Source organism: Bradyrhizobium sp. 4, from assembly GCF_023100905.1.
Classification (GTDB): domain Bacteria; phylum Pseudomonadota; class Alphaproteobacteria; order Rhizobiales; family Xanthobacteraceae; genus Bradyrhizobium.
This window is the reverse complement of sequence record NZ_CP064686.1, coordinates 4,862,176-4,879,849: the sequence shown is the minus strand read 5'-3', so window position 1 is coordinate 4,879,849 and position 17,674 is coordinate 4,862,176. Positions and strand designations below refer to the sequence as shown.

Sequence of the window (17,674 nt, the reverse complement as noted above, 5' to 3'; positions counted from 1 at the left end):
GGGGACTTTCATGTCGATGATCTCGGCGCGCATCGAGCGCCTTCCATTTGCGCGCTTCCACGGGCATCTGCTGCTGATGGGCGGGCTCGGCTACATGTTCGACGCGATGGACGCAGCCGTGCTGGCGTTCATCCTGCCGGTGCTGCGCACGACCTGGAATCTGTCGAGCGTGCAGATCGGCGTGCTCGGCAGCAGCACCTATATCGGCTTCCTGTTCGGCGCGCTGCTGGCGGGCACGCTGGGTGACCTGATCGGCCGTCGTGCGGTGATGATGTCGGCGCTGGCGCTCTATTGCGTCGCATCCATCGTCAGCGCGGCGGTGAACGACTGGTCGTCCTTCTTCGCCGCCCGCGTGGTCGCGGGCATGGGCACCGGCGCGGAGAGCGCAATCATTGCGCCCTATCTGGCGGAATTCGTCGCACGGCGTTACCGCGGCAGCTTTACAGGCGCGCTCGCCGGCTTCTTCTCCTTCGGTTTCGTCGCGGCGGCCTTGCTCGGCTATTTCATCGTGCCCGCCTATGAGAACGGCTGGCGCATCGTTCTGGTGATCACCGCGGTGCCGGTCGTCATGCTGCTGTGGTGGCGCAGGGCGCTGCCGGAATCGCCGCGCTGGCTGGAAAGCCGGGGCCGGGAGAAGGAAGCCGCAGCCGTGCTGGACAGGATCGAGGCCGGATTTGTGAGCCAAGGCCACGTCCTGCCGCAACCGGTCGTCGAAATCACGGCGCCTGCCGTGACGGGTGGGACGCTGCTTGCCAATTTCGCCGCGCTCCTCGCCGGCCGCCAGGCGCGCATCACCATCATGACCTGGATCATGTGGCTTACGATCACGTTCAGCTATTATTCCTTCTTCGTCTGGATCCCCGGCCTTCTGGTCCAGAACGGCATGAGCATCACCAAGAGCTTCGCCTATTCGATCGCGATCTATTGCGCGCAGATCCCCGGCTATTTCAGCGCCGCGTACTTCAACGAGCGCATCGGCCGGCAGGCGACGATTGCCTCCTACATGGTGCTCGGCGGCGCCAGCGCCCTCGGACTCGCATTCGCGCGGAGCGACCAGCACATCATGGTCGCCGGAATCTTGCTGTCCTTCTTCATGAACGGAACCTATGCGGGTGTCTATGCCTATACCGCCGAGGTCTTTCCGACGGCGGTGAGAACCACCGGCGCCGGGCTCGCCTCCGCGATCGGCCGCATCGGTGCGATCGTCTCGCCGATCCTGGTCGGCTACCTCTATCCCAATTTTGGCTTTGCCGGCGTGTTCGGCCTCACCACGAGCGTGCTGCTGCTAGGCGCGCTCACCGTGGTGCTGATGGGGGTGCCGACGCGCGGCCGTTCTCTGGAAGAGATCGCCGCGGGCGAAGTCGCATGAGGGAGACGAAACACCGATCCGATCCGCTGCTCTGCGCCGTGGCGGCCGCGCAGGGCAGGGCGGATCAGCCGGATGCCCTGTACTCGGCGCTGGACGACGCCTTGAAATCGGCGATCGGGCACAAGCTGTTCACGATCCTTACCTATGACGCCGACACGAGGGAAGCAGCGCGGGTGTATTCCAATCTTCCCGGACCTTACCCGGCGGGCGGACGCAAACGCCTGGCGCCGGGGCCGTGGACCGAGGCCGTGCTCGACCGCGGCGAGGCGTATATCGGCCGGACCCGGGACGATCTGCGCGAGGTGTTCTCCGATCACGAGCTGATCGCTTCGCTCGGCTGCGAAAGCGTGCTCAACATGCCCGTGCGCTGGCGCGGGCGCACGCTCGGCTCGCTCAATCTGCTCCATGAGGCAGGCTGGTACGTCGAGGACGATAGCGCCGCGTGTCTTCCATTCGCCCAGCTCGCCTTGCCCGCGCTGCTCATCCAGTCCTGATCAGACAGGAAGTCGTCATGTCCCGTGTGCTCTTCAAGAACGCCGCTCTGCTCGATCCGCTTCAGCCGGACCTCCTGGAGGGACATCACGTGCTGGTCGAGGACAATCTGATCAAGGAGGTCTCCGATCGGCCGCTCCAGGTGGAAGCCGACCGCACCGTCGATCTGAAGGGCAAGACGCTAATGCCCGGCCTGATCGACCTGCATGTCCATGCGATCGCCGTCGAGCTCAATTTGGCGCAGCAGGTGCATATGCCGAACGTGCTGGTGACGCTGCGCTCGACGCTGCTGCTGCGCGGCATGCTGCGGCGGGGCTTCACCACCGTGCGCGACGCCGGGGGCGCCGGCCATGCGCTGAAGCAGGCGATCGAGACCGGTCTCACCGACGGTCCGCGCCTGTTCGTCTCGGGACGTGCGCTCAGCCAGACCGGCGGGCACGGCGACATGCGTGCCCGCTCGGACTACCTCGCCAGCGACGCACCGTGCCCCTGCTGCGTGCGTGTCGGCGCGCTGGCGCGCGTTGCCGATGGTGTCGACGGCGTGCGCAGGGCGGCGCGCGAGGAGCTCCAGATGGGCGCCGACCAGATCAAGATCATGGCCTCCGGCGGCGTCGCTTCACCGACTGACCCGGTCGGCGCCTTCGGCTACTCCGAGGACGAGATCCGCGCCATCGTCGAGGAGGCGCGCGGGCGTCAGACTTATGTGCTCGCCCACGCCTACACCGCTGCCGCGATCGAACGCGCGGTGCGCTGCGGCGTGCGCACCATCGAGCATGGCAATCTGGTCGATGCTCCGACCGCGCAGCTGATGGCCGAGAAGGGCGCCTATGTGGTGCCGACGCTGGTCACCTACGAGGCGCTGGCTAACGAGGGCGCTCAGTATGGCCTGCCGCCGGAGAGCGTGGCCAAGATCGCCGATGTCCGCGACGCCGGGCTGCGTTCGCTCACGATCTATCGCGATGCCGGCGTGAAGATGGGGTTCGGCAGCGATCTGCTTGGGCCGTCGCAGCGTCTGCAGAGCGACGAATTCCGCATCCGCGCCGAAATTCTCGGGCCGCGCGCCGTCATTGCCAGCGCGACATTGGTCGGCGCCGAGGTGCTCGGCATGGAAGGCAAGCTCGGCCGCATCATGCCCGAAGCCATCGCGGACCTGCTGGTGGTCGACGGCAACCCGCTGCGCGACGTGGTCTGCCTGCTCGGCCAAGGCGAGCACATTCCGCTGGTGATGAAGGCAGGCAAGGTCCAGTTCGATCGGCTGGGCGCCTAGCGCCACATCCCGCGCATCCGCGCGCCGATGTCGACCTTTGGCCCTTGCGCGGCAGTGCGCGCTGAGCCTGCGCCGGCCTTCGGCCAGGCGGTCCGCTCGAACAGATAGACGAGCTGCTCCGGAATGAAGCGGGTGCGCGAGGCATAGACGTGGCGGTCGCCCTTGGCGGCCTGGCCGTGGGTGAAGAAGCGCTGCGGCACCACGAGGTGCAGATCGTCCTTGGCGCGCGTCATCGCGACATAGAGCAGGCGGCGTTCCTCCTCGAGTTCGGCGCTGGTGCCGGCGCCGAGATCCGACGGCATGCAGCCGTCGACGACGTTGAGCACGAACACCGATTTCCACTCCTGGCCCTTGGCGGAGTGGATGGTGGAGAGGATCAGATAGTCCTCGTCGCGCAATGGTGGCCCGGATTTGTCGCTGGTCGCATCCGGCGGGTCGAGCGTGAGCTCGGTCAGGAATTTCTCCCGCGAGGCATAGCCGCTCGCGATCTGTTCGAGCTGCATCAGATCGGCGCGGCGCGTCTCCGAATCCTCGTGGAGGCGATCGAGATGCGGTTCGTACCACAGCCGCACGCGTTCGAGATCGGCCGGCCATTCCGAATAGCGCAGATTTTCGATCGTGCGGACGAAGTCGGTCCAGTCCGCGCCGGTGCGCGCCGGCACCGGGAGCTGGCCGAGCGCGGCGAGCGGATCGGTGCTCTCGGCCATCTGGTCGAGCACACGCTGCGCCGTCGCGGGTCCAATGCCCGGCAACAGATGCAGGATGCGGAAGCCAGCGACGCGGTCGCGCGGATTTTCGGTGAAGCGCAGCAGCGCCAGCACGTCCTTGACATGCGCGGCGTCGAGAAACTTGAGCCCGCCGAACTTGACGAAGGGAATGTTGCGGCGGGTGAGCTCGATCTCCAGCGGGCCCGAATGCGAGGACGTCCGGAACAGCACCGCCTGGTGCTTCAAGAGCGCGCCTTGCTCGCGGTTGGCTAGCACTTCCTCGACGATGTAACGGGCCTGGTCGGCCTCGTCATGCACGGTGACGAGCTGTGGTTTTCGCGCGGAACTGCGGTCGGTCCAGAGGTTCTTGGTGAAGCGCTCGCGCGCCAGGCCGATGACGCCGTTGGCCGCCGCCAGCACGGGTTGCGTCGAGCGGTAATTGCGGTCGAGCGTGATCATCTCGGCGCGGGGCGAGAAGCTCTGCGGAAAATCCAGGATGTTGCGGACAGTGGCCGCGCGGAACGAATAGATCGACTGCGCGTCGTCGCCGACGACGGTGAGGCCGCGTCCGTCCGGCTTCAGCGCGAGCAGGATCGAGGATTGCAGGCGGTTGGTGTCCTGATATTCGTCGACCAGTACGTGATCGAAGCGGCCGCCGATTTCTTCCGCGATCAGCGCATCGCTCATCATCTGCGACCAGTAGAGCAGCAGGTCGTCGTAATCGAGTACGTGCTGGGCCTGCTTGGCCTCGACATAGGCCGCGAACAGGCCCTTCAGCTCGGCCGCCCAGCCTGCGCACCAGGGATAGTGCGCCCCCAACACCTTCTCGATCTCCATCTCGGCATTGACGCAGCGCGAGTAGATCGACAGGCAGGTGCCTTTGGCGGGAAAGCGGCTCTCGGTCTTCGACAATCCGCGCTCGTGCCGGACTAGGTTCATCAGGTCGGCGGAATCCTCGCGGTCGTGGATGGTGAAGGCGGGATCGACACCGATCCGCTCGGCATATTCGCGCAGCAACCGTGCGCCGATGCCGTGGAACGTGCCGGCCCAGGTGAGCGCGTCGCGCATGATCGCGGCATTGTTTTCGCCGAGCACTTTCCGGGCGATGCGCTCGACCCGGCCGGACATCTCGGCCGCGGCGCGGCGCGAGAACGTCATCAAGAGGATGCGGCGCGGATCGCTGCCCGCGACGATCAAATGCGCGACGCGGTGGGCCAGCGTATTGGTCTTGCCGGAGCCTGCACCGGCGATGACGAGCAGGGGCGCGCCCACGGTCGCACCCTCGGCCACGCCATGCTCCACGGCGCGGCGTTGCTCCGCATTGAGCGTGTCCAGATATGTCGCCACGAATCGCCCCGGTGAAACAGCCAGAGTCGGCGATCCCGCTGCGAATCGCAATGCGTCTGGACGAGACCGATGTTAAGACCTAGGGACAAGACGGCCCAAGGTTCCATTCCGAAAAGCGTCTCCCGGCATGACCGAGCTCAAATCCGACCAGTTCGAGATGCGACGGCTGGAATCGCTCAGCAACACCATCTTTGGCGTCGCCATGACGCTGCTCGCCTACGACCTGCCCAAGGCCGCGGTGTTCACCAGCGCGCCCGACTGGAACGATCTCGCCCGGGTCTATTCCGGCAAGCTCGCGGGTCTTGCGCTCAGCTTCATCATCGCCGGCGTGTTCTGGATCAGCCATCACCGGCGGCTGGCGCGCCAGCCCGTCGGCAGCCGCGGCGCGGTGATCCTCAATCTGTTCTTCCTGCTGTCGATCGTGCTGCTGCCGGTGACCAACGGCCTCTATACCAACTACCCCACGAGCAGTGCGGTCGCCGTGCTCTACGGCCTGCACCTGACCGCGATCGCCGGCCTCAATGCCTGGCTGTGGTGGAGGATCCTGGGCGGCTGGCGCCAGGAGATCATGGCTTCGCTGTTTCCGCTGCTGGTGTTTATCCCGGGCACGGTCGTTGCGGCGTTCGCGCCGCGAGTCGCGCCGTTCGTGTGGTTCATCGCCTTCGGCGGCCTGCTGATCCAGCGCTTCTATGTCGGGCCGACCGGGACGGACAAATAGGCCTGCCGCTCATTCGCCGGAGGGCGTCGTGCCGAACCCGTCGGCCGGCACGTAAAGCTTGACCGGGCGGATTTCGTAGACCGCTGACGGATTGACCTGGCGCAGCGTCCGCGCGGCCGCGATCGCCTCCTCGTCCGTGTCGTATTCGACGAGATGGAAGCCCAGAAGCTGCTCCTTGGTCTCGGCAAACGGGCCGTCCAGCACGACGCCCGCGCCGGGGCCACGCAGGGTGCGGGCCTTGCGGGTCTCATCCAGGCGGGCGGCCGGGCCGAAATGCCCGCTTGCCCGGAGGGGCGCCTGAACCTCGATCACTTTGGCCACGACCGCGGCGTCCTTCTCGGGCGTCCAGGACAAGATCTCGTCTTCCACGTGATAAGCCAGGATAGCGTAAAGCATCGTCACCTCGTTGATTTTCGCTGCGCGCGTCCGAAGGACGTATCACCACCGCCGCGGCCGACAATGGGGCTGTGGAAAATATTGCGTCGGGGTGCGGCGACGAAACCTTCCCGAAACCCGATTGCGGCCGAAAAATGTGAACGCCGCCCGAATGCGGCGCGACTGATTGCCACCAAGAACACTTCGGAGGCGGCCATGTCGACCATCAAGATCATCTGCGACGCGCGTCGGGCGGGAAAGTCGGACGCTGCGGATCTGCACGACCAGAGCGGCCACCACCGCTATTACGGCAGCTCGGCCGAGAGCGGCGGCGAGCGCATCGTCGAAAGCCGGCGCGGCAAGCGCCCGCCCGCAATGAGCGTTTGCGGCTTCTAAGCCCGACGACTGCGAAACAGCCTGTGACCATGAACGTCGTGCAGATATCGATCGCCGCGATGCCGTTCCTGCTCTCGCTCGCGAGCAGGTCCGGCAAGGCGATCGCGCCATGCCTGCTTGCGGGCATCTTCACCGTGCTTCTCGGCGACGCGCCGCCGCGGGCGGCCATGGCCTGGTGCGTCGGGCTGCTGATCGCGGCGGTAGCGGTGCGGGAGCGGCCTCGCACGACCTGACTGCGTGTCACATCCCGCTCAGCACCTGCTTGACCAGGGTTTCCCGCAACTGGGCGAGGTCGCCGCTCGCCTCCATCTGCGCGATCATCCTTCCGACCTTCGGCACGAGATCGCGGTGCCGTTCATGCAGATGGTGGTAGATGCTGATGCGCTCGAGTGGTGGTGAGAGCGGACGGATCCTGGCCTGGAGATTGAGTTTCTTCACCGCAGCCAACCCGCTGAAGAGGTCGGTGACCATCACGTCGAAGCGGTCGGCATCGAGCATCTTGACCATGTTGTCGAGGCTTGTGGTCGCCGTGACCCGGGTCATGCCGCGCGTGCCGGCTTCCGACGAGCCGACGCCGCGTACGATGCCGATGCTGTAGTCCCTGATTGAATTCCAGCCGGCGACGTCGAACTGCAGTTTCGTGGTGAAGACAGTGGGCTCGATGTAATTGATCGCAGGTGTCACCTGGATCAGCGTCGGATAGTCGCGAGAGAGCGTTCCGATCCGCTGGACCTCGCCGTCGACCTCGCCGGTACTCGACAGCGTGAGCGCGCGCTTGCCGGGGACATCCTCGAATTCGAGCTTGATGTTCAGCCGGGCATAGACCGCGCGGAGCATCTCGCCGCCGACATATTGATCGGGGATATCGGCGATGCGTGCCAGCCGGATGACCTCTTGCCCCTGCGACGGGCCTGCCGCGAGCAGCAACAGGCAGACCACGACTATCCGCCTCATGACGCATCTCCCTGGCCATGCCTTTGGGCGTGCTCTGCTACCATCGGATTCCGGTGCCGCGCGATCTATCTCAGATGGCAGCTGTGCCGGTCCGCAACGTTGACAGCGCGTTCTCGTTGTGCGGCGGCTCCGGACTTTCACCGATGTTATTCTAGCACGCGAGGTGGTAGTTTGCCTGGAATCCTGTTGCTGGGCGCAAGATATGACCCCGTCGAGCTCAAGGCGCCCAAGGGCCGACAGGATCAAAGGCCGACAGGATCGCCACGTGTACGCGTGCTGAGGCAGGGCCTCAACCGTTCACCTTGCTCGCGGCTGCGATCGGCAAGCTGAGCAGGTGCCGCCATTTTCGAGGACATGGTGCATGGGCAACGCAGGTGACGATGAGACCAAGCGTGGCCACGCCATTGCGCCGGCGGCTGCGAAGCAGGATTTGACCGGCATCGGCGCCGCGCTCGCGCCTGCGATGTTCGCGGCGCTCCTGTCGCGGATCTTCAACTGGTCGCGCAGCGGCGTCGGGCCCCGTCTGCTGGCCGCCGTGCTGCTGTTCTCATCGGTCGTGACGCTGACCCTGACCGCGCTCCAGCTCTATCTGGATTACAATCGTGAGGTCGGACTGATCGAGACGCGGCTGGACGAGATCGGCCGCAGCACCACGGGCAGCCTCGGAGAGAGCTTGTGGAATCTCGACCAGAACCAGCTCAAGCTCCAGCTCGATGGCATTCTGCGGCTGCCTGACATCCGTGCGGCGGAGGTCCGCGAGATCGCCGATCGGCCTAATCCGATCCGTGTCGAAGTCGGCGAGCGAAACACCCGTTCGATCATGACCCGGGAATTCCCGCTGAGCACCAAGGTGCAGGGGACCTCGCGCGCCATCGGCACGCTCCGGGTCGAGGCGACGCTGACCGACGTCTATCAGCAATTGCTGAACAGGGCCCTCGTCATTCTGGCAAGCCAGGCGGCAAAGACGTTCCTGGTCTCGTTGTTCATCATCTACATGTTTCATCTGCTGGTGACGCGGCATCTCGTCGCCATCGCCGAGTACGTCGGCAAGTACAGCCTCGGACGGCCGCCGCCGCCGCTGCGCCTGGAGCGCCGGCCGCCTTACGAGGCCGACGAGCTGGACAAGGTGGTCGTTGCTTTCAACGCCATGTGCGCCAACCTCGAACATGCCTATGGCGAGCTGCGTGAGGCCAATGGCAATCTCGAGCGTGACCTGAAGATCCGGCAGCGCGCCGAGGAGAACGCCCACGCGAGCGAGCAGCGCTTCCGTGATTATGCCGAGACCGCATCCGACTGGTTCTGGGAGACCGGGCCGGATCACGTGTTCACCTACATTTCAGATCGGGCCGATGCTTTCGGCATGGACCACACGGCGCTGATCGGGAGGCGCCGTTCAGATGCCGCCTTCGACCGCGATGCCGAGCCGCAGAAATGGCGCGGTCACCTGGCGACGCTGGATCGCCACGAGCCGTTCCGGAAGTTCGAGTATCGCGGCCGCGATGCGGCTGGGCGCGCGCGCCATTTCAGCGTCAACGGCCAGCCGGTGTTCGGCGCCGACGGGCGCTTCATGGGGTATCGTGGGTCGGCCACCGATCTGACCGAGCAGCACGAGACGGAGGAGCGGCTTCGCCAATCGCAGAAGATGGATGCGATCGGTCAGCTCACCGGCGGCGTCGCGCATGACTTCAACAACGTGCTCACAGTCATCATCGGCACCATCGAGATCATCCGGGAGGGGCTGGCGGACAAGCCCGACCTCGCCGCGATCGCCCAGCTCATCGACGATGCGGCGGCGCGAGGCGCGGAGATCACCTCGCAGCTCTTGACCTTTGCGCGTCGGCAGCCGCTGGAGCCGCGCGAGATCGACGTCAACGGCCTCGTGCTCGAGACGGCGAAGCTGTTGAAGCCGATCCTGGGCGGAAACATCGAGATCGTGACCCGCCTCGCGGACGACGCCTGGCCGGCGATGGCCGATCCGTCGCAGCTGTCGTCGGCGATCATCAATCTCGCGGTCAATGCGCGCGATGCGATGCCTGGCGGCGGCACGCTGACGCTCGAGACCGCGAACCGCGAATTCGATGGCGCGGATGGCGCTGGCGACGGTGACGCCGGGCGCGGCGCCTTCATCATGGTCGCGGTGGCCGACACCGGCCATGGCATCCCCGCCGACCTCCGCGACCGCGTGTTCGAGCCGTTCTTTACCACCAAAGGGGTCGGTCGCGGCACCGGGCTCGGCCTCAGCATGGTCTACGGCTTCGCCAAGCAGAGCGGCGGCAGCGTTGCGATCGAGAGTGAGGAAGGCCGCGGCACCGTGATTCGGCTGTTTCTGCCGCGCTCTGCGGGCGGAGCGCAGGCGAGGACCGGGCCACTGCAGGCGCCCGCGGCGGCACGCGGGCACGAGACGATTCTCGTCGTCGAGGACGATCCGCTGGTGCAGGGCTATGTCATTGCCCAGCTCGGCAGCCTCGGCTATCGCACCCTCGCAGCCGGCGACGGCGCAACCGCGCTTGCGCTGGTGCGGCAGGGCGCCCAATTTGATCTGCTGTTCACCGACATCATCATGCCCGGTGGCATGAACGGGCAGGAACTGGCCGAGGCCGTGCGCCGCCTCCGCCCAGGGGTGAGGGTGCTCTATACGTCCGGCTATACCGACAACGCCCTCGACCACGAGGGTCATCTCGGTCCCGGCGTTGCCTTGCTGAGGAAGCCGTACCGGAAGGCGGACCTGTCATTGAGGATCCGCGAGGTGCTCGCCGGCGAGCCGCCCGCCTGAACAGCAGGCGCGTGACCTACGAAAAAGGCGCGGCGGGGAGGCCCCGTCGCGCCCGATTTCTTGCTCGCTGGTCCAGGGCTGAGAGCGCCCCGATGCCAAGCCTTTGTTCAAAGCTTAGCGGGCGATCCCAGCGAGGTGACAGCGCTTGGTAAGAGACACTGGATCACCTCCTTTCGTTGGTTGCGGAAGACATCAATATAGGCGGCAATTCCGGTGTTGTTAAGGGGAGGCGGGTCGGAGGAACCAGCGGCTGTTCGCAAGTCCGGGAAGGCGCCGGAAAGCAGTCGATTGGGCAGTTGATGGGCAGTTGAGACCGCCGCCCGGCCGTGTTAGGGAGCCCCTGTCGCGGGTGTAGCTCAATGGTAGAGCAGCAGCCTTCCAAGCTGAATACGAGGGTTCGATTCCCTTCACCCGCTCCAAGGCTTTCAATGCCAGCCCGAAGACAGGGCTCACGGTACGTACCTAAGACGTGGGTGACAGCCTCGTGCCGAATGGGTTGTCGAGAGGTTGCAGGGTTTTCTGCTCCAGGTCGAAGTATCTCAGATCAGAATGCATGAAGCTGACGAGCCAAATGCCCTCGCTCAGCGCGAGGGTTCTTGCAGCTGCACTCGGAGGCGTGACTCGTGTGTCGAATACCGGGAGCGGTAAGTTGAAGGCCAAGGCGAGCGCTCCCCGGAAAAAGCGGCGAGCTGCCCAGCCCAACGCCTCTTGGCCGTAGTGTCCGGCGCCGAGCGAAGGCAACCACGCGCTCAATTGGTTCGGTCGCCGGACCTGGCCTTCTTGGGTGAAGCAACACCTCGCTCCCGGCGGGACTTCGCAGGAGCTTCAGGTTCGATCCCATTCTGCTGGTCGAACTTCCTGATCCACGATTGAATGTAGCCCGGATCGTCCGGACAAAGCTGTTCAAGCAAACGAAGGTTCTGCGCTCTGAATTCCACTAGGGTTTTCGGCAATTGTGCCTCCTCAAAACCCTGCCCATATCTAGGCTGCTGCATCGGGAAAAAGTGGTCAAGCCAAAAAGGGCGCTTGAAAAAATCGGTGCGTTGATGCAGCGCCGACAGCGAAAACCCCGCTGGGGGAAGCGGGGCTTTCTGGTAGGAGTGAAGCTTAGGGACGCTTCGACTGTATGACGCGCGATAGCGAAAAGGTTCAAAGCCTAAAAGGCGAACCACGCCAACACCGCAATGATCGGAATGATTGCCACGCCGAAAAGCACCAAGGGTGCAGGTTCATTGCCGGTCCTGTCGCTCAATGCTGATCTCCTTAAAATGTCTCGGGTTAGCGGCGTGCCAAGGGGCTTTTAGGGCTCAAACGTCACGTTTTCGGACTTGGCTGCGGCGCAGGTGTGGCTTGCGGAGAAGGTGCCGGATTGCTCAGTTGCTGAGGCGCTGCGGCCTCGCCGCCTGCGTGAGGAACGCAGGTACCGATGTTGCTGAGCAGCCGTTTGGCCTGGAGGTCGCGCACCTTTGAGTATTCGCGTCGTCGCTCGATATTGGCCGCGGCCCATCGGTCCCAAGCCTCGAAAGCGTCCGTATAGTGCTTTCGCATCTGCTCCTCGGCGGCAAGGCAATCGGCAAACTTGTCGAAAACCAGGTCGGTGTTGACCGGGGTCATGCCTCCTACCAAGACAACGAGCATCCATTTCATCTTGCCGATCGCCTTTCGCGCCGGGCGAATTCTCCGCTAACGCGCGGAATTCCGTCCACTGTGGTTAGATGGCCCGACGGCTGCGACCAGCTACAAAACCGTAGACGAAAAGCACGATGATGGCGCCTACCACTGCCCCCACTAGTCCTGCGCCTTCTCCTGGCCGGTACCAGCCGAGGGATTGGCCAAGATAGGTCGCAACGAATGCGCCCACTATTCCCAGGATCGTGGTCAGGATGAAACCCGAGGGCTCGTTGTCGCCGGGCATGATGAACTTCGCGATGACGCCTGCGATGAAACCGATGATGATCGTCCAAATGATGCTCATATTTTTTCTCGAGTCTTGAGGAGTGTTATCCCGCGGATTGCGCCGGAAGACGTCCGTCCGGCGTGTATTTGTCCACCGCTGCCGGGAGCTCGCGCGACAATCGGTCGAGGATCTCCTGCTGAGACAGGCCGGTCTGCTGCTCCAGTTTTTGAAGAACGTCCGGACCGATCGCCTGCTGGAGTTCGGGCGGGGTGACTTCGCGGTTTGGCCCCTGATTGATCCAGGATTGAGCCGCATCGCCTTGCCCGTTCTGCCTGAAGTGTTCGAGCAACTCGCCGATCCCGCCGTTCAGCAGCGAACCGACACCGCCGCCTCCCACAAGGCCGCCAAGATTGCCGAGCATGCCGCCCAGGGAATCCTTGGTACCCGACGGCTGACCGGAGGTAGCATTGCGAAACATGTCGGCGAGCTTGTCCCGATTTTGATAACCGGCGATTGCGAGCATACCCAAGAGGGCGGTCATCGATGGCATTCCGCGGCTCATTTCGGGCTCCTGAGTTCGATGATGGGCAATCGTGTGCAAGAAATGGCGCCCGCCTTGTACTGGCCGCCGCATCACTCATCGCCCACAACATATGCGGGGCTGGGAAGTTCCACGTTTTCTCAGAACCACGTTTCCTCGGAACGATGGGCTGTCAGTCATTGCCAGTCCCGAACAAATTGATGCGTCTCGCTTGACCGACTTGGCGTTTCGGGTCGGCAGAGCGATTCTATTCCTGTTCGCTATCCTTCTCCTCGCGCTGCTTGCGGGCACGATCGACTGCGCCGCCCTGCGGCTGCCCGCTGACCTTCACGCCGGGGAGATGATCGACCTTGTTGTTGGCGGCGTCTTCGGCGCGCTGCAATTCGCGATCGATGATGTCGCGTGATCCTTCGGCCGGTTCCTTGTCGAATGGGCTCTTGGTATCGGTGCTCATGACTGTTCCTGCTTGTCGCCGCACGTTGATTGCTGATGCAAGCTCGGTTCATCGTTCCTGTCGAGCCGGCTGCTTTTGTGCAGGCTCTTTATTCCCTGTGGTCGTCGATTTCGGGGGCGACCTGTCCGTAGTTCAGCAGGGCCACGAGGGTCGTTCCGCCCAGAATATTGCCGAGAAGTGTCGGTACGAAGAAGTCCGAGGCATATTGCGACAGCGATGCCCGGCCGCTCTGTACCAGAAAGGCGCACTCGACCGAGCCCGCGATGATGTGCGCGAACTGGCCGAGCGCGACCACGTAGGTCATCACGACGATGATGTGTGCGCGCGATCCCTTGGTCGCCGGAAGAAGCCACGCCATCAAGGCGATCAACCAGCCGGCAAAGATCGCCCGGACAAGGGTCGTCGCGAACGTGCCCTCGATGGTGTGGCGGCTGAGATCGACGAAGGCGTCCACGATGCGTGGTTCGAAGATGCTGGTGTGCGCGAGCACGGATCCGACCGCCCACGTTCCCGCGATGTTGGAGGCGAGGACCAGGCCCCACAGCTTGATCACGCTTGCCAGCGTGCCGAGATCCCTGTTGTGCAACAGCGGCAGGATCGGCGTCAGCGTGTTCTCGGTGAAGAGCTGCTGCCGTCCCAGCACCACAACCAGGAAACCGACCGTGTAGCCGAGCGGAGCCACCAGGCGCCGGGTGGCCTCGTCGGAAATCAGCGCGTGAAACTCGCCCTGGACGATCAGGGACAATCCCATCGAAAGGCCGGCGGCAAGACCGGACAGTACGATGGCCCACCATCGCCGTTCCAGTTCCTGCTCACCCTCGGCGCGGATCGTCTCATGGATCAGCGCTGCGCTGGGCCGGCTCTGGGATTCGATCTGTTTCGTCTGCCGCCGCGAGACGCCGTCGAGCTTCGAAGCTGGATTGAAGGAGGCGCCGTCGCCAGGCTGGTCCACTCCGTGGTCTCCCGAAGGGCTGGTTCATCTCAATGCCTGGATCAAGGCCCGCACCGGCAAGGGGTTCCTCGTGAGTGCTTCGACGCCGCGGCGCTGTTGAGGCACGGCGGCGCTGAGGCCGACCATCAGGAACCTTCGCTGGAAGCGGGTGTTTTCCACCGGGGAGGGGTGGCGACCTGACAAGAGGCCAACCGTGCAAGACAATTTGCGTGTGCGCTCGACCGCGCAAATCGCAGGCCATCCGATTCATCCGATGCTGGTGCCGATCCCGATCGCGTGCTTCATCGGGGCGCTGCTGACCGACATCGCCTATGTCATCACTGCCGAGATCATGTGGGCGGATTTTTCCGCCTGGCTTCTGGTTGTCGGCGTCATCTTCGGCGTGCTGGCCGCCATCGCCGGCCTGACCGATTTTCTCGGCAACCGCCTGGTGCGGGCGCAGCCGCCGGCCTGGCCGCATCTGATCGGCAACGCGCTGGCGCTGGTCCTGGCGACCATCAATGCGTTGATCCACACGCGCGATGCCTGGACCTCGGTGTGGCCGACCGGGCTCCTTCTTTCAGCCATCACCGTATTGATCCTGCCGGTCACCGGCTGGCTCGGCTGGGCCATGGTGTACCGCCACGGCGTAGGAGTTGCGCGATGAACTCCGCAATCGCTCGGGTGCTGTTGTGTGCCTCGCTGCTGTGTCTGGCCGGCTGCAACGACGGCAGTGGCGATCCGAAGGCGCAAACCGGCGCCAACCCGACGCTTCCCGACATCCAGCAATATCTGCTGCCGCCGATGCACATCGCGCGCATCGTCGGCTGGAAAAAGGACGAGACCCCGGCCGTTGCGCAGGGCTTGCAGGCCAAGGCCTTCGCGACCGGCTTGCAGCATCCCCGATTCCTCTACGTGCTGCCCAACGGCGACGTGCTGGTGGTGGAATCCAAGGCGCCGATGGGCGCTCCGATCAAGCGGCCCAAGGAAATCGTGATGGGATACATCGAGTCCTGGGCGACATCCGGCGGCGACACCGGCGAGAGCAACCGCATCACGCTGCTGCGCGACAGCAACGGCGACGGCGTCCCGGACACGCAAAGCGTCTTCCTCGACCATCTCAACTCGCCGTTCGGCGTCGCGCTGGTCGGCAACGATCTCTACGTCGCCAACACCGATGCGATCGTCAAATATCCCTACGCCGAAGGCGATACCAAGATCACCGCGCCGGGCACGGTGCTGACGCAGCTGCCGGGCGGACCGATCGACCATCACTGGACCAAGAGCCTGGTCGCGAGCCCAGACGGCTCGAAACTCTATGCAGGCGTCGGCTCCAACAGCAACATCACCGAGAACGGCATGGAGGCCGAGCACAATCGCGCCGCCATCCTCGAGATCGACCGTGCCAGCGGCCGCTGGCGCATCTTCGCAAGCGGCTTGCGCAATCCCAACGGCCTCAGTTTCGAGCCGCAGACCGGCGTGCTGTGGACAGTCGTGAACGAGCGCGACGAACTCGGCCCCGATCTCGTGCCCGACTACATGACATCGGTGAAGGACGGCGGCTTCTATGGCTGGCCCTACAGCTACTACGGCCAGCACGTCGATCCTCGCGTCAAGCCGGAGCGTCCCGACCTCGTCGCCAAGGCGATCGTGCCTGACTATGCGCTGAGCTCGCATGTGGCGCCGCTTGGAATGGCTTTCAACACAAGCGCGAGTTTGCCGGCGGCCTATCGCGGCGGCGCCTTCGTCGGCGAGCACGGCAGTTGGAACAGGCAGGTCTTGAACGGCTACAAAGTGGTCTTCGTGCCGTTCACGGACGGCAAGCCCAGCGGCCCGCCGCAGGACGTCGTCACCGGCTTCCTCAACAGCGACAATCAGGCGCGCGGGCGGCCCGTCGGCGTCGCCATCGACAAGACCGGCGCGCTGCTGGTCGCCGATGATAGCGGCAACACGGTGTGGCGCGTGACCGCCGCGCACCCGCAGCTCACGCAGCGATAGATCTCGAGGAGTTAAATGATGGGCCTTGCTCAATACACGATCGTCCCCGTGCAGGACGAATGGGGCGTGCTACACGACGGCGATGTCAAGAACAGATACTCCACCAAGGAAGCGGCCTTCGAGTCGGCGGTTGCCGCAGCATCGTTGGCGCTTCGCGAGGGGCACGAAGTTCATGTCAGCGTGCCCGGCCGCGAAGCCGGCGAAAACGCGCTGGGAATTTGATGGACACTCCGAGCGACACACTTCAGGAGCCTGCGATGACCAAGCCCCGTGAGCCGAACGGCATTGAGCCCTCCCGCTCCGAAGACGACATCCAACGCGACCAGCTCGGGACGCGCGGCGTGCCGAATGCGCCGGATCCGGCCAAGATGACACCTCAACGAGACAAGAAAACGCCGAAGCAGGTCGATCCCGGCCATACAGCCTGACGGCTGCCGGCGGCTTTTCTGTTCGGCCGGTAAGTCGCCGCACCGGCGGTCGTCGACTACGCCGCCGCAACGATATCCGTCTTGGCAAAGTCGTCGCCGACATAAAGAAGTGCGCAGCCATGCTCCTTGGCGACATCGTAGGCGAAGCAGTCACCAAAGTTGAGACCGGCAGGACGAATGCCTTTGCCCCAACGCGAGTAGATTTGCGCCACGCGTTCGGCCGAAGCTTGGGTCACCGAGATCACGTTCAAACCGAGATCGTTGATCAGCTTGTTCATCTCTTCGTCGACGCCCCGCCGTGCCGCGACGATCAGGCTTTCTGCAACGGAGGCCGCCGAGATCAGGATTTCGTCGGCGGTGTCCAGCGCGGTGATGCAAGCATCGGCTTGCGGTTCGTCAAGCACAATCGCCATCAGTGCGGAGGTATCGACCGCGATCATTCCGGCAGTCCGTCATCGCCGAAAAGAAAGTCCTGACTGCGTGCGGCGCTCGGTCCGGGAATAGCCTTGGCCCCGCCGGTCCTTCGTGCCGCCTCGAGCAGGGTCCGGCGGGCGGCGCGGTCCGGCGGAAGCTTGACCGGGACGAGCCGCACCGCGGGATGTCCATGCCGCGTCAGGATCACCTCGTCGCCGGCCTCTGCGCGGCGGACAAGATCGGTCAATTGTCCTTTTGCGTCGGTAACGGAGACCCGCATCTCATTGTCCTTCCTCAATTTCCATAAAATGGACCATGCAATGGTCCAATGTCAACCACCTCCCACCAGCCATCGTCGTACGCGATCTCGCGGCCGATCTCGTCTCGGCATGAGCCTGCCGGCGGTGTTCGCCGGGACGTGGGCTCTCCCGAGCAAATAACATCATGTTAGGTTTGTCGGATAACTGGGTAATTGTGTTAGCCCGGCGATAGCCTATCGTCGCCACCAAGCAGACACCCATCGGCAGTGACAAGCGCTCGCGAAACTCCGCAGAGCGGCCGGAGAGTGCTGCCCAATTTTGAGCGAAGCCCGTCAACGGGACGTCAGCAAAAC

General features: G+C 64.3%; 21 protein-coding genes and 1 tRNA gene. 12 read left to right on the top strand and 10 right to left on the bottom strand.

All coding sequences use genetic code 11. From position 1 onward, the window contains the following. Nucleotides 1-10 precede the first annotated feature (10 nt). From IVB45_RS23145 to IVB45_RS23135, 3 genes are read left to right on the top strand one after another with little or no spacing between them, the layout of a single operon-like run. Complete coding sequence (locus IVB45_RS23145; protein WP_247362072.1) at nt 11-1,369, top strand: MFS transporter; 1,359 nt, start codon at nt 11-13, stop codon at nt 1,367-1,369. Then, entirely contained in the window at nt 1,366-1,863 is a 498-nt protein-coding gene (locus IVB45_RS23140) for a GAF domain-containing protein (RefSeq protein ID WP_247362070.1), read from the top strand. Before IVB45_RS23145 ends, IVB45_RS23140 begins: the two co-directional genes overlap by 4 nt. Nucleotides 1,864-1,880: 17 nt before the next feature. Next, a complete protein-coding gene (locus IVB45_RS23135) occupies nt 1,881-3,128 on the top strand; it encodes an amidohydrolase family protein (protein ID WP_247362067.1) in 1,248 nt (415 codons plus the stop codon). Here IVB45_RS23135 and IVB45_RS23130 read toward each other — a convergent pair. Beyond that, complete coding sequence (locus IVB45_RS23130; RefSeq protein WP_247362064.1) at nt 3,125-5,182, bottom strand: ATP-dependent helicase; 2,058 nt, start codon at nt 5,180-5,182, stop codon at nt 3,125-3,127. The two genes, IVB45_RS23135 and IVB45_RS23130, sit on opposite strands and share 4 nt — an antisense overlap. Before the next feature lie 127 nt (nt 5,183-5,309). On the opposite strand from IVB45_RS23130, the gene IVB45_RS23125 reads away from it, so the two are divergent. Then, complete coding sequence (locus IVB45_RS23125) at nt 5,310-5,900, top strand: TMEM175 family protein (protein WP_247362061.1); 591 nt, start codon at nt 5,310-5,312, stop codon at nt 5,898-5,900. Between the two features lie 9 nt (nt 5,901-5,909). Here IVB45_RS23125 and IVB45_RS23120 read toward each other — a convergent pair whose 3' ends face one another. Beyond that, nucleotides 5,910-6,296 carry a YciI family protein gene (locus IVB45_RS23120; RefSeq protein WP_247287075.1) on the bottom strand — a complete coding sequence of 129 codons (387 nt, stop codon included), beginning with the start codon at nt 6,294-6,296 and terminating at the stop codon, nt 5,910-5,912. Between the two features lie 195 nt (nt 6,297-6,491). On the opposite strand from IVB45_RS23120, the gene IVB45_RS23115 reads away from it, so the two are divergent. Together IVB45_RS23115 and IVB45_RS23110 are read left to right on the top strand one after the other, a co-directional pair. Beyond that, on the top strand, nt 6,492-6,671 hold the full coding sequence (locus tag IVB45_RS23115; RefSeq protein ID WP_247287073.1) for a hypothetical protein: 180 nt from the start codon (nt 6,492-6,494) through the stop codon (nt 6,669-6,671). Nucleotides 6,672-6,700: 29 nt separating this feature from the next. Further along, on the top strand, nt 6,701-6,904 hold the full coding sequence (locus tag IVB45_RS23110; protein ID WP_027567540.1) for a hypothetical protein: 204 nt from the start codon (nt 6,701-6,703) through the stop codon (nt 6,902-6,904). Nucleotides 6,905-6,911: 7 nt separating this feature from the next. Here the strand turns inward: IVB45_RS23110 and IVB45_RS23105 are convergent, their stop codons facing one another. Further along, the gene (locus IVB45_RS23105) at nt 6,912-7,625 is read right to left on the bottom strand and encodes a transporter substrate-binding domain-containing protein (RefSeq protein ID WP_027567539.1); all 714 of its coding nucleotides are present in this window, start codon (nt 7,623-7,625) and stop codon (nt 6,912-6,914) included. Nucleotides 7,626-7,986: 361 nt separating this feature from the next. Between IVB45_RS23105 and IVB45_RS23100 the strand changes: the two genes are divergently transcribed. Then, a complete protein-coding gene (locus IVB45_RS23100) occupies nt 7,987-10,398 on the top strand; it encodes an ATP-binding protein (protein ID WP_247362058.1) in 2,412 nt (803 codons plus the stop codon). A 345-nt stretch (nt 10,399-10,743) separates the two neighbouring features. After that, nucleotides 10,744-10,817: transfer RNA gene (locus IVB45_RS23095), tRNA-Gly, on the top strand. Between the two features lie 895 nt (nt 10,818-11,712). Here the strand turns inward: IVB45_RS23095 and IVB45_RS23090 are convergent. The 5 genes from IVB45_RS23090 to IVB45_RS23070 all read right to left on the bottom strand — a co-directional run bounded on the left by IVB45_RS23090 (nt 11,713) and on the right by IVB45_RS23070 (nt 14,242). Beyond that, entirely contained in the window at nt 11,713-12,045 is a 333-nt protein-coding gene (locus IVB45_RS23090; protein ID WP_247287070.1) for a hypothetical protein, read from the bottom strand. 64 nt (nt 12,046-12,109) lie between these two features. Further along, entirely contained in the window at nt 12,110-12,373 is a 264-nt protein-coding gene (locus tag IVB45_RS23085) for a GlsB/YeaQ/YmgE family stress response membrane protein (protein ID WP_018459399.1), read from the bottom strand. Between the two features lie 25 nt (nt 12,374-12,398). Next, nucleotides 12,399-12,857 (bottom strand): YidB family protein, encoded by a 459-nt coding sequence (locus tag IVB45_RS23080; protein ID WP_247362783.1) that lies wholly within the window; start codon nt 12,855-12,857, stop codon nt 12,399-12,401. Between the two features lie 226 nt (nt 12,858-13,083). Next, nucleotides 13,084-13,290 (bottom strand): hypothetical protein, encoded by a 207-nt coding sequence (locus tag IVB45_RS23075; protein WP_247362055.1) that lies wholly within the window; start codon nt 13,288-13,290, stop codon nt 13,084-13,086. An 88-nt stretch (nt 13,291-13,378) separates the two neighbouring features. After that, entirely contained in the window at nt 13,379-14,242 is an 864-nt protein-coding gene (locus IVB45_RS23070; protein ID WP_247287068.1) for a formate/nitrite transporter family protein, read from the bottom strand. Between the two features lie 193 nt (nt 14,243-14,435). Here IVB45_RS23070 and IVB45_RS23065 point away from each other — a divergent pair, with 193 nt between their 5' ends. The 4 genes from IVB45_RS23065 to IVB45_RS23050 are packed head-to-tail and all read left to right on the top strand — an operon-like array spanning nt 14,436 to nt 16,647. Further along, nucleotides 14,436-14,888, top strand: coding sequence for a DUF2231 domain-containing protein (locus IVB45_RS23065; RefSeq protein WP_027567532.1), 453 nt, complete (start codon nt 14,436-14,438; stop codon nt 14,886-14,888). Then, nucleotides 14,885-16,219 carry a sorbosone dehydrogenase family protein gene (locus IVB45_RS23060; protein WP_247362052.1) on the top strand — a complete coding sequence of 445 codons (1,335 nt, stop codon included), beginning with the start codon at nt 14,885-14,887 and terminating at the stop codon, nt 16,217-16,219. Before IVB45_RS23065 ends, IVB45_RS23060 begins: the two co-directional genes overlap by 4 nt. An 18-nt stretch (nt 16,220-16,237) precedes the next feature. Beyond that, nucleotides 16,238-16,441: a hypothetical protein gene (locus IVB45_RS23055; protein ID WP_007611681.1), complete on the top strand. Its 204-nt coding sequence runs from the start codon at nt 16,238-16,240 to the stop codon at nt 16,439-16,441. A gap of 35 nt (nt 16,442-16,476) precedes the next feature. Next, nucleotides 16,477-16,647: a hypothetical protein gene (locus tag IVB45_RS23050; RefSeq protein WP_247362049.1), complete on the top strand. Its 171-nt coding sequence runs from the start codon at nt 16,477-16,479 to the stop codon at nt 16,645-16,647. 56 nt (nt 16,648-16,703) lie between these two features. Here the strand turns inward: IVB45_RS23050 and IVB45_RS23045 are convergent, their stop codons facing one another. Together IVB45_RS23045 and IVB45_RS23040 are read right to left on the bottom strand one after the other, a co-directional pair. After that, nucleotides 16,704-17,087, bottom strand: coding sequence for a type II toxin-antitoxin system VapC family toxin (locus IVB45_RS23045; RefSeq protein ID WP_085351261.1), 384 nt, complete (start codon nt 17,085-17,087; stop codon nt 16,704-16,706). After that, nucleotides 17,084-17,341 carry a type II toxin-antitoxin system prevent-host-death family antitoxin gene (locus tag IVB45_RS23040; RefSeq protein ID WP_027567528.1) on the bottom strand — a complete coding sequence of 86 codons (258 nt, stop codon included), beginning with the start codon at nt 17,339-17,341 and terminating at the stop codon, nt 17,084-17,086. The genes IVB45_RS23045 and IVB45_RS23040 overlap by 4 nt, the downstream gene beginning before the upstream one ends. Between the last annotated feature and the right edge of the window lie 333 nt (nt 17,342-17,674).

Excerpts from the sequence above, each read along its gene's own strand:
- IVB45_RS23145 (WP_247362072.1), top strand. The coding sequence starts at position 11 with ATGTCGATGATCTCGGCGCGCATCGAGCGCCTTCCATTTGCGCGCTTC.
- IVB45_RS23140 (WP_247362070.1), top strand. The coding sequence starts at position 1,366 with ATGAGGGAGACGAAACACCGATCCGATCCGCTGCTCTGCGCCGTGGCG.
- IVB45_RS23135 (WP_247362067.1), top strand. The coding sequence starts at position 1,881 with ATGTCCCGTGTGCTCTTCAAGAACGCCGCTCTGCTCGATCCGCTTCAG.
- IVB45_RS23125 (WP_247362061.1), top strand. The coding sequence starts at position 5,310 with ATGACCGAGCTCAAATCCGACCAGTTCGAGATGCGACGGCTGGAATCG.
- IVB45_RS23120 (WP_247287075.1), bottom strand. The coding sequence starts at position 6,296 with ATGCTTTACGCTATCCTGGCTTATCACGTGGAAGACGAGATCTTGTCC.
- IVB45_RS23115 (WP_247287073.1), top strand. The coding sequence starts at position 6,492 with ATGTCGACCATCAAGATCATCTGCGACGCGCGTCGGGCGGGAAAGTCG.
- IVB45_RS23110 (WP_027567540.1), top strand. The coding sequence starts at position 6,701 with ATGAACGTCGTGCAGATATCGATCGCCGCGATGCCGTTCCTGCTCTCG.
- IVB45_RS23105 (WP_027567539.1), bottom strand. The coding sequence starts at position 7,625 with ATGAGGCGGATAGTCGTGGTCTGCCTGTTGCTGCTCGCGGCAGGCCCG.
- IVB45_RS23100 (WP_247362058.1), top strand. The coding sequence starts at position 7,987 with ATGGGCAACGCAGGTGACGATGAGACCAAGCGTGGCCACGCCATTGCG.
- IVB45_RS23090 (WP_247287070.1), bottom strand. The coding sequence starts at position 12,045 with ATGAAATGGATGCTCGTTGTCTTGGTAGGAGGCATGACCCCGGTCAAC.
- IVB45_RS23085 (WP_018459399.1), bottom strand. The coding sequence starts at position 12,373 with ATGAGCATCATTTGGACGATCATCATCGGTTTCATCGCAGGCGTCATC.
- IVB45_RS23080 (WP_247362783.1), bottom strand. The coding sequence starts at position 12,857 with ATGAGCCGCGGAATGCCATCGATGACCGCCCTCTTGGGTATGCTCGCA.
- IVB45_RS23075 (WP_247362055.1), bottom strand. The coding sequence starts at position 13,290 with ATGAGCACCGATACCAAGAGCCCATTCGACAAGGAACCGGCCGAAGGA.
- IVB45_RS23060 (WP_247362052.1), top strand. The coding sequence starts at position 14,885 with ATGAACTCCGCAATCGCTCGGGTGCTGTTGTGTGCCTCGCTGCTGTGT.
- IVB45_RS23055 (WP_007611681.1), top strand. The coding sequence starts at position 16,238 with ATGGGCCTTGCTCAATACACGATCGTCCCCGTGCAGGACGAATGGGGC.
- IVB45_RS23050 (WP_247362049.1), top strand. The coding sequence starts at position 16,477 with ATGACCAAGCCCCGTGAGCCGAACGGCATTGAGCCCTCCCGCTCCGAA.
- IVB45_RS23045 (WP_085351261.1), bottom strand. The coding sequence starts at position 17,087 with ATGATCGCGGTCGATACCTCCGCACTGATGGCGATTGTGCTTGACGAA.
- IVB45_RS23040 (WP_027567528.1), bottom strand. The coding sequence starts at position 17,341 with ATGCGGGTCTCCGTTACCGACGCAAAAGGACAATTGACCGATCTTGTC.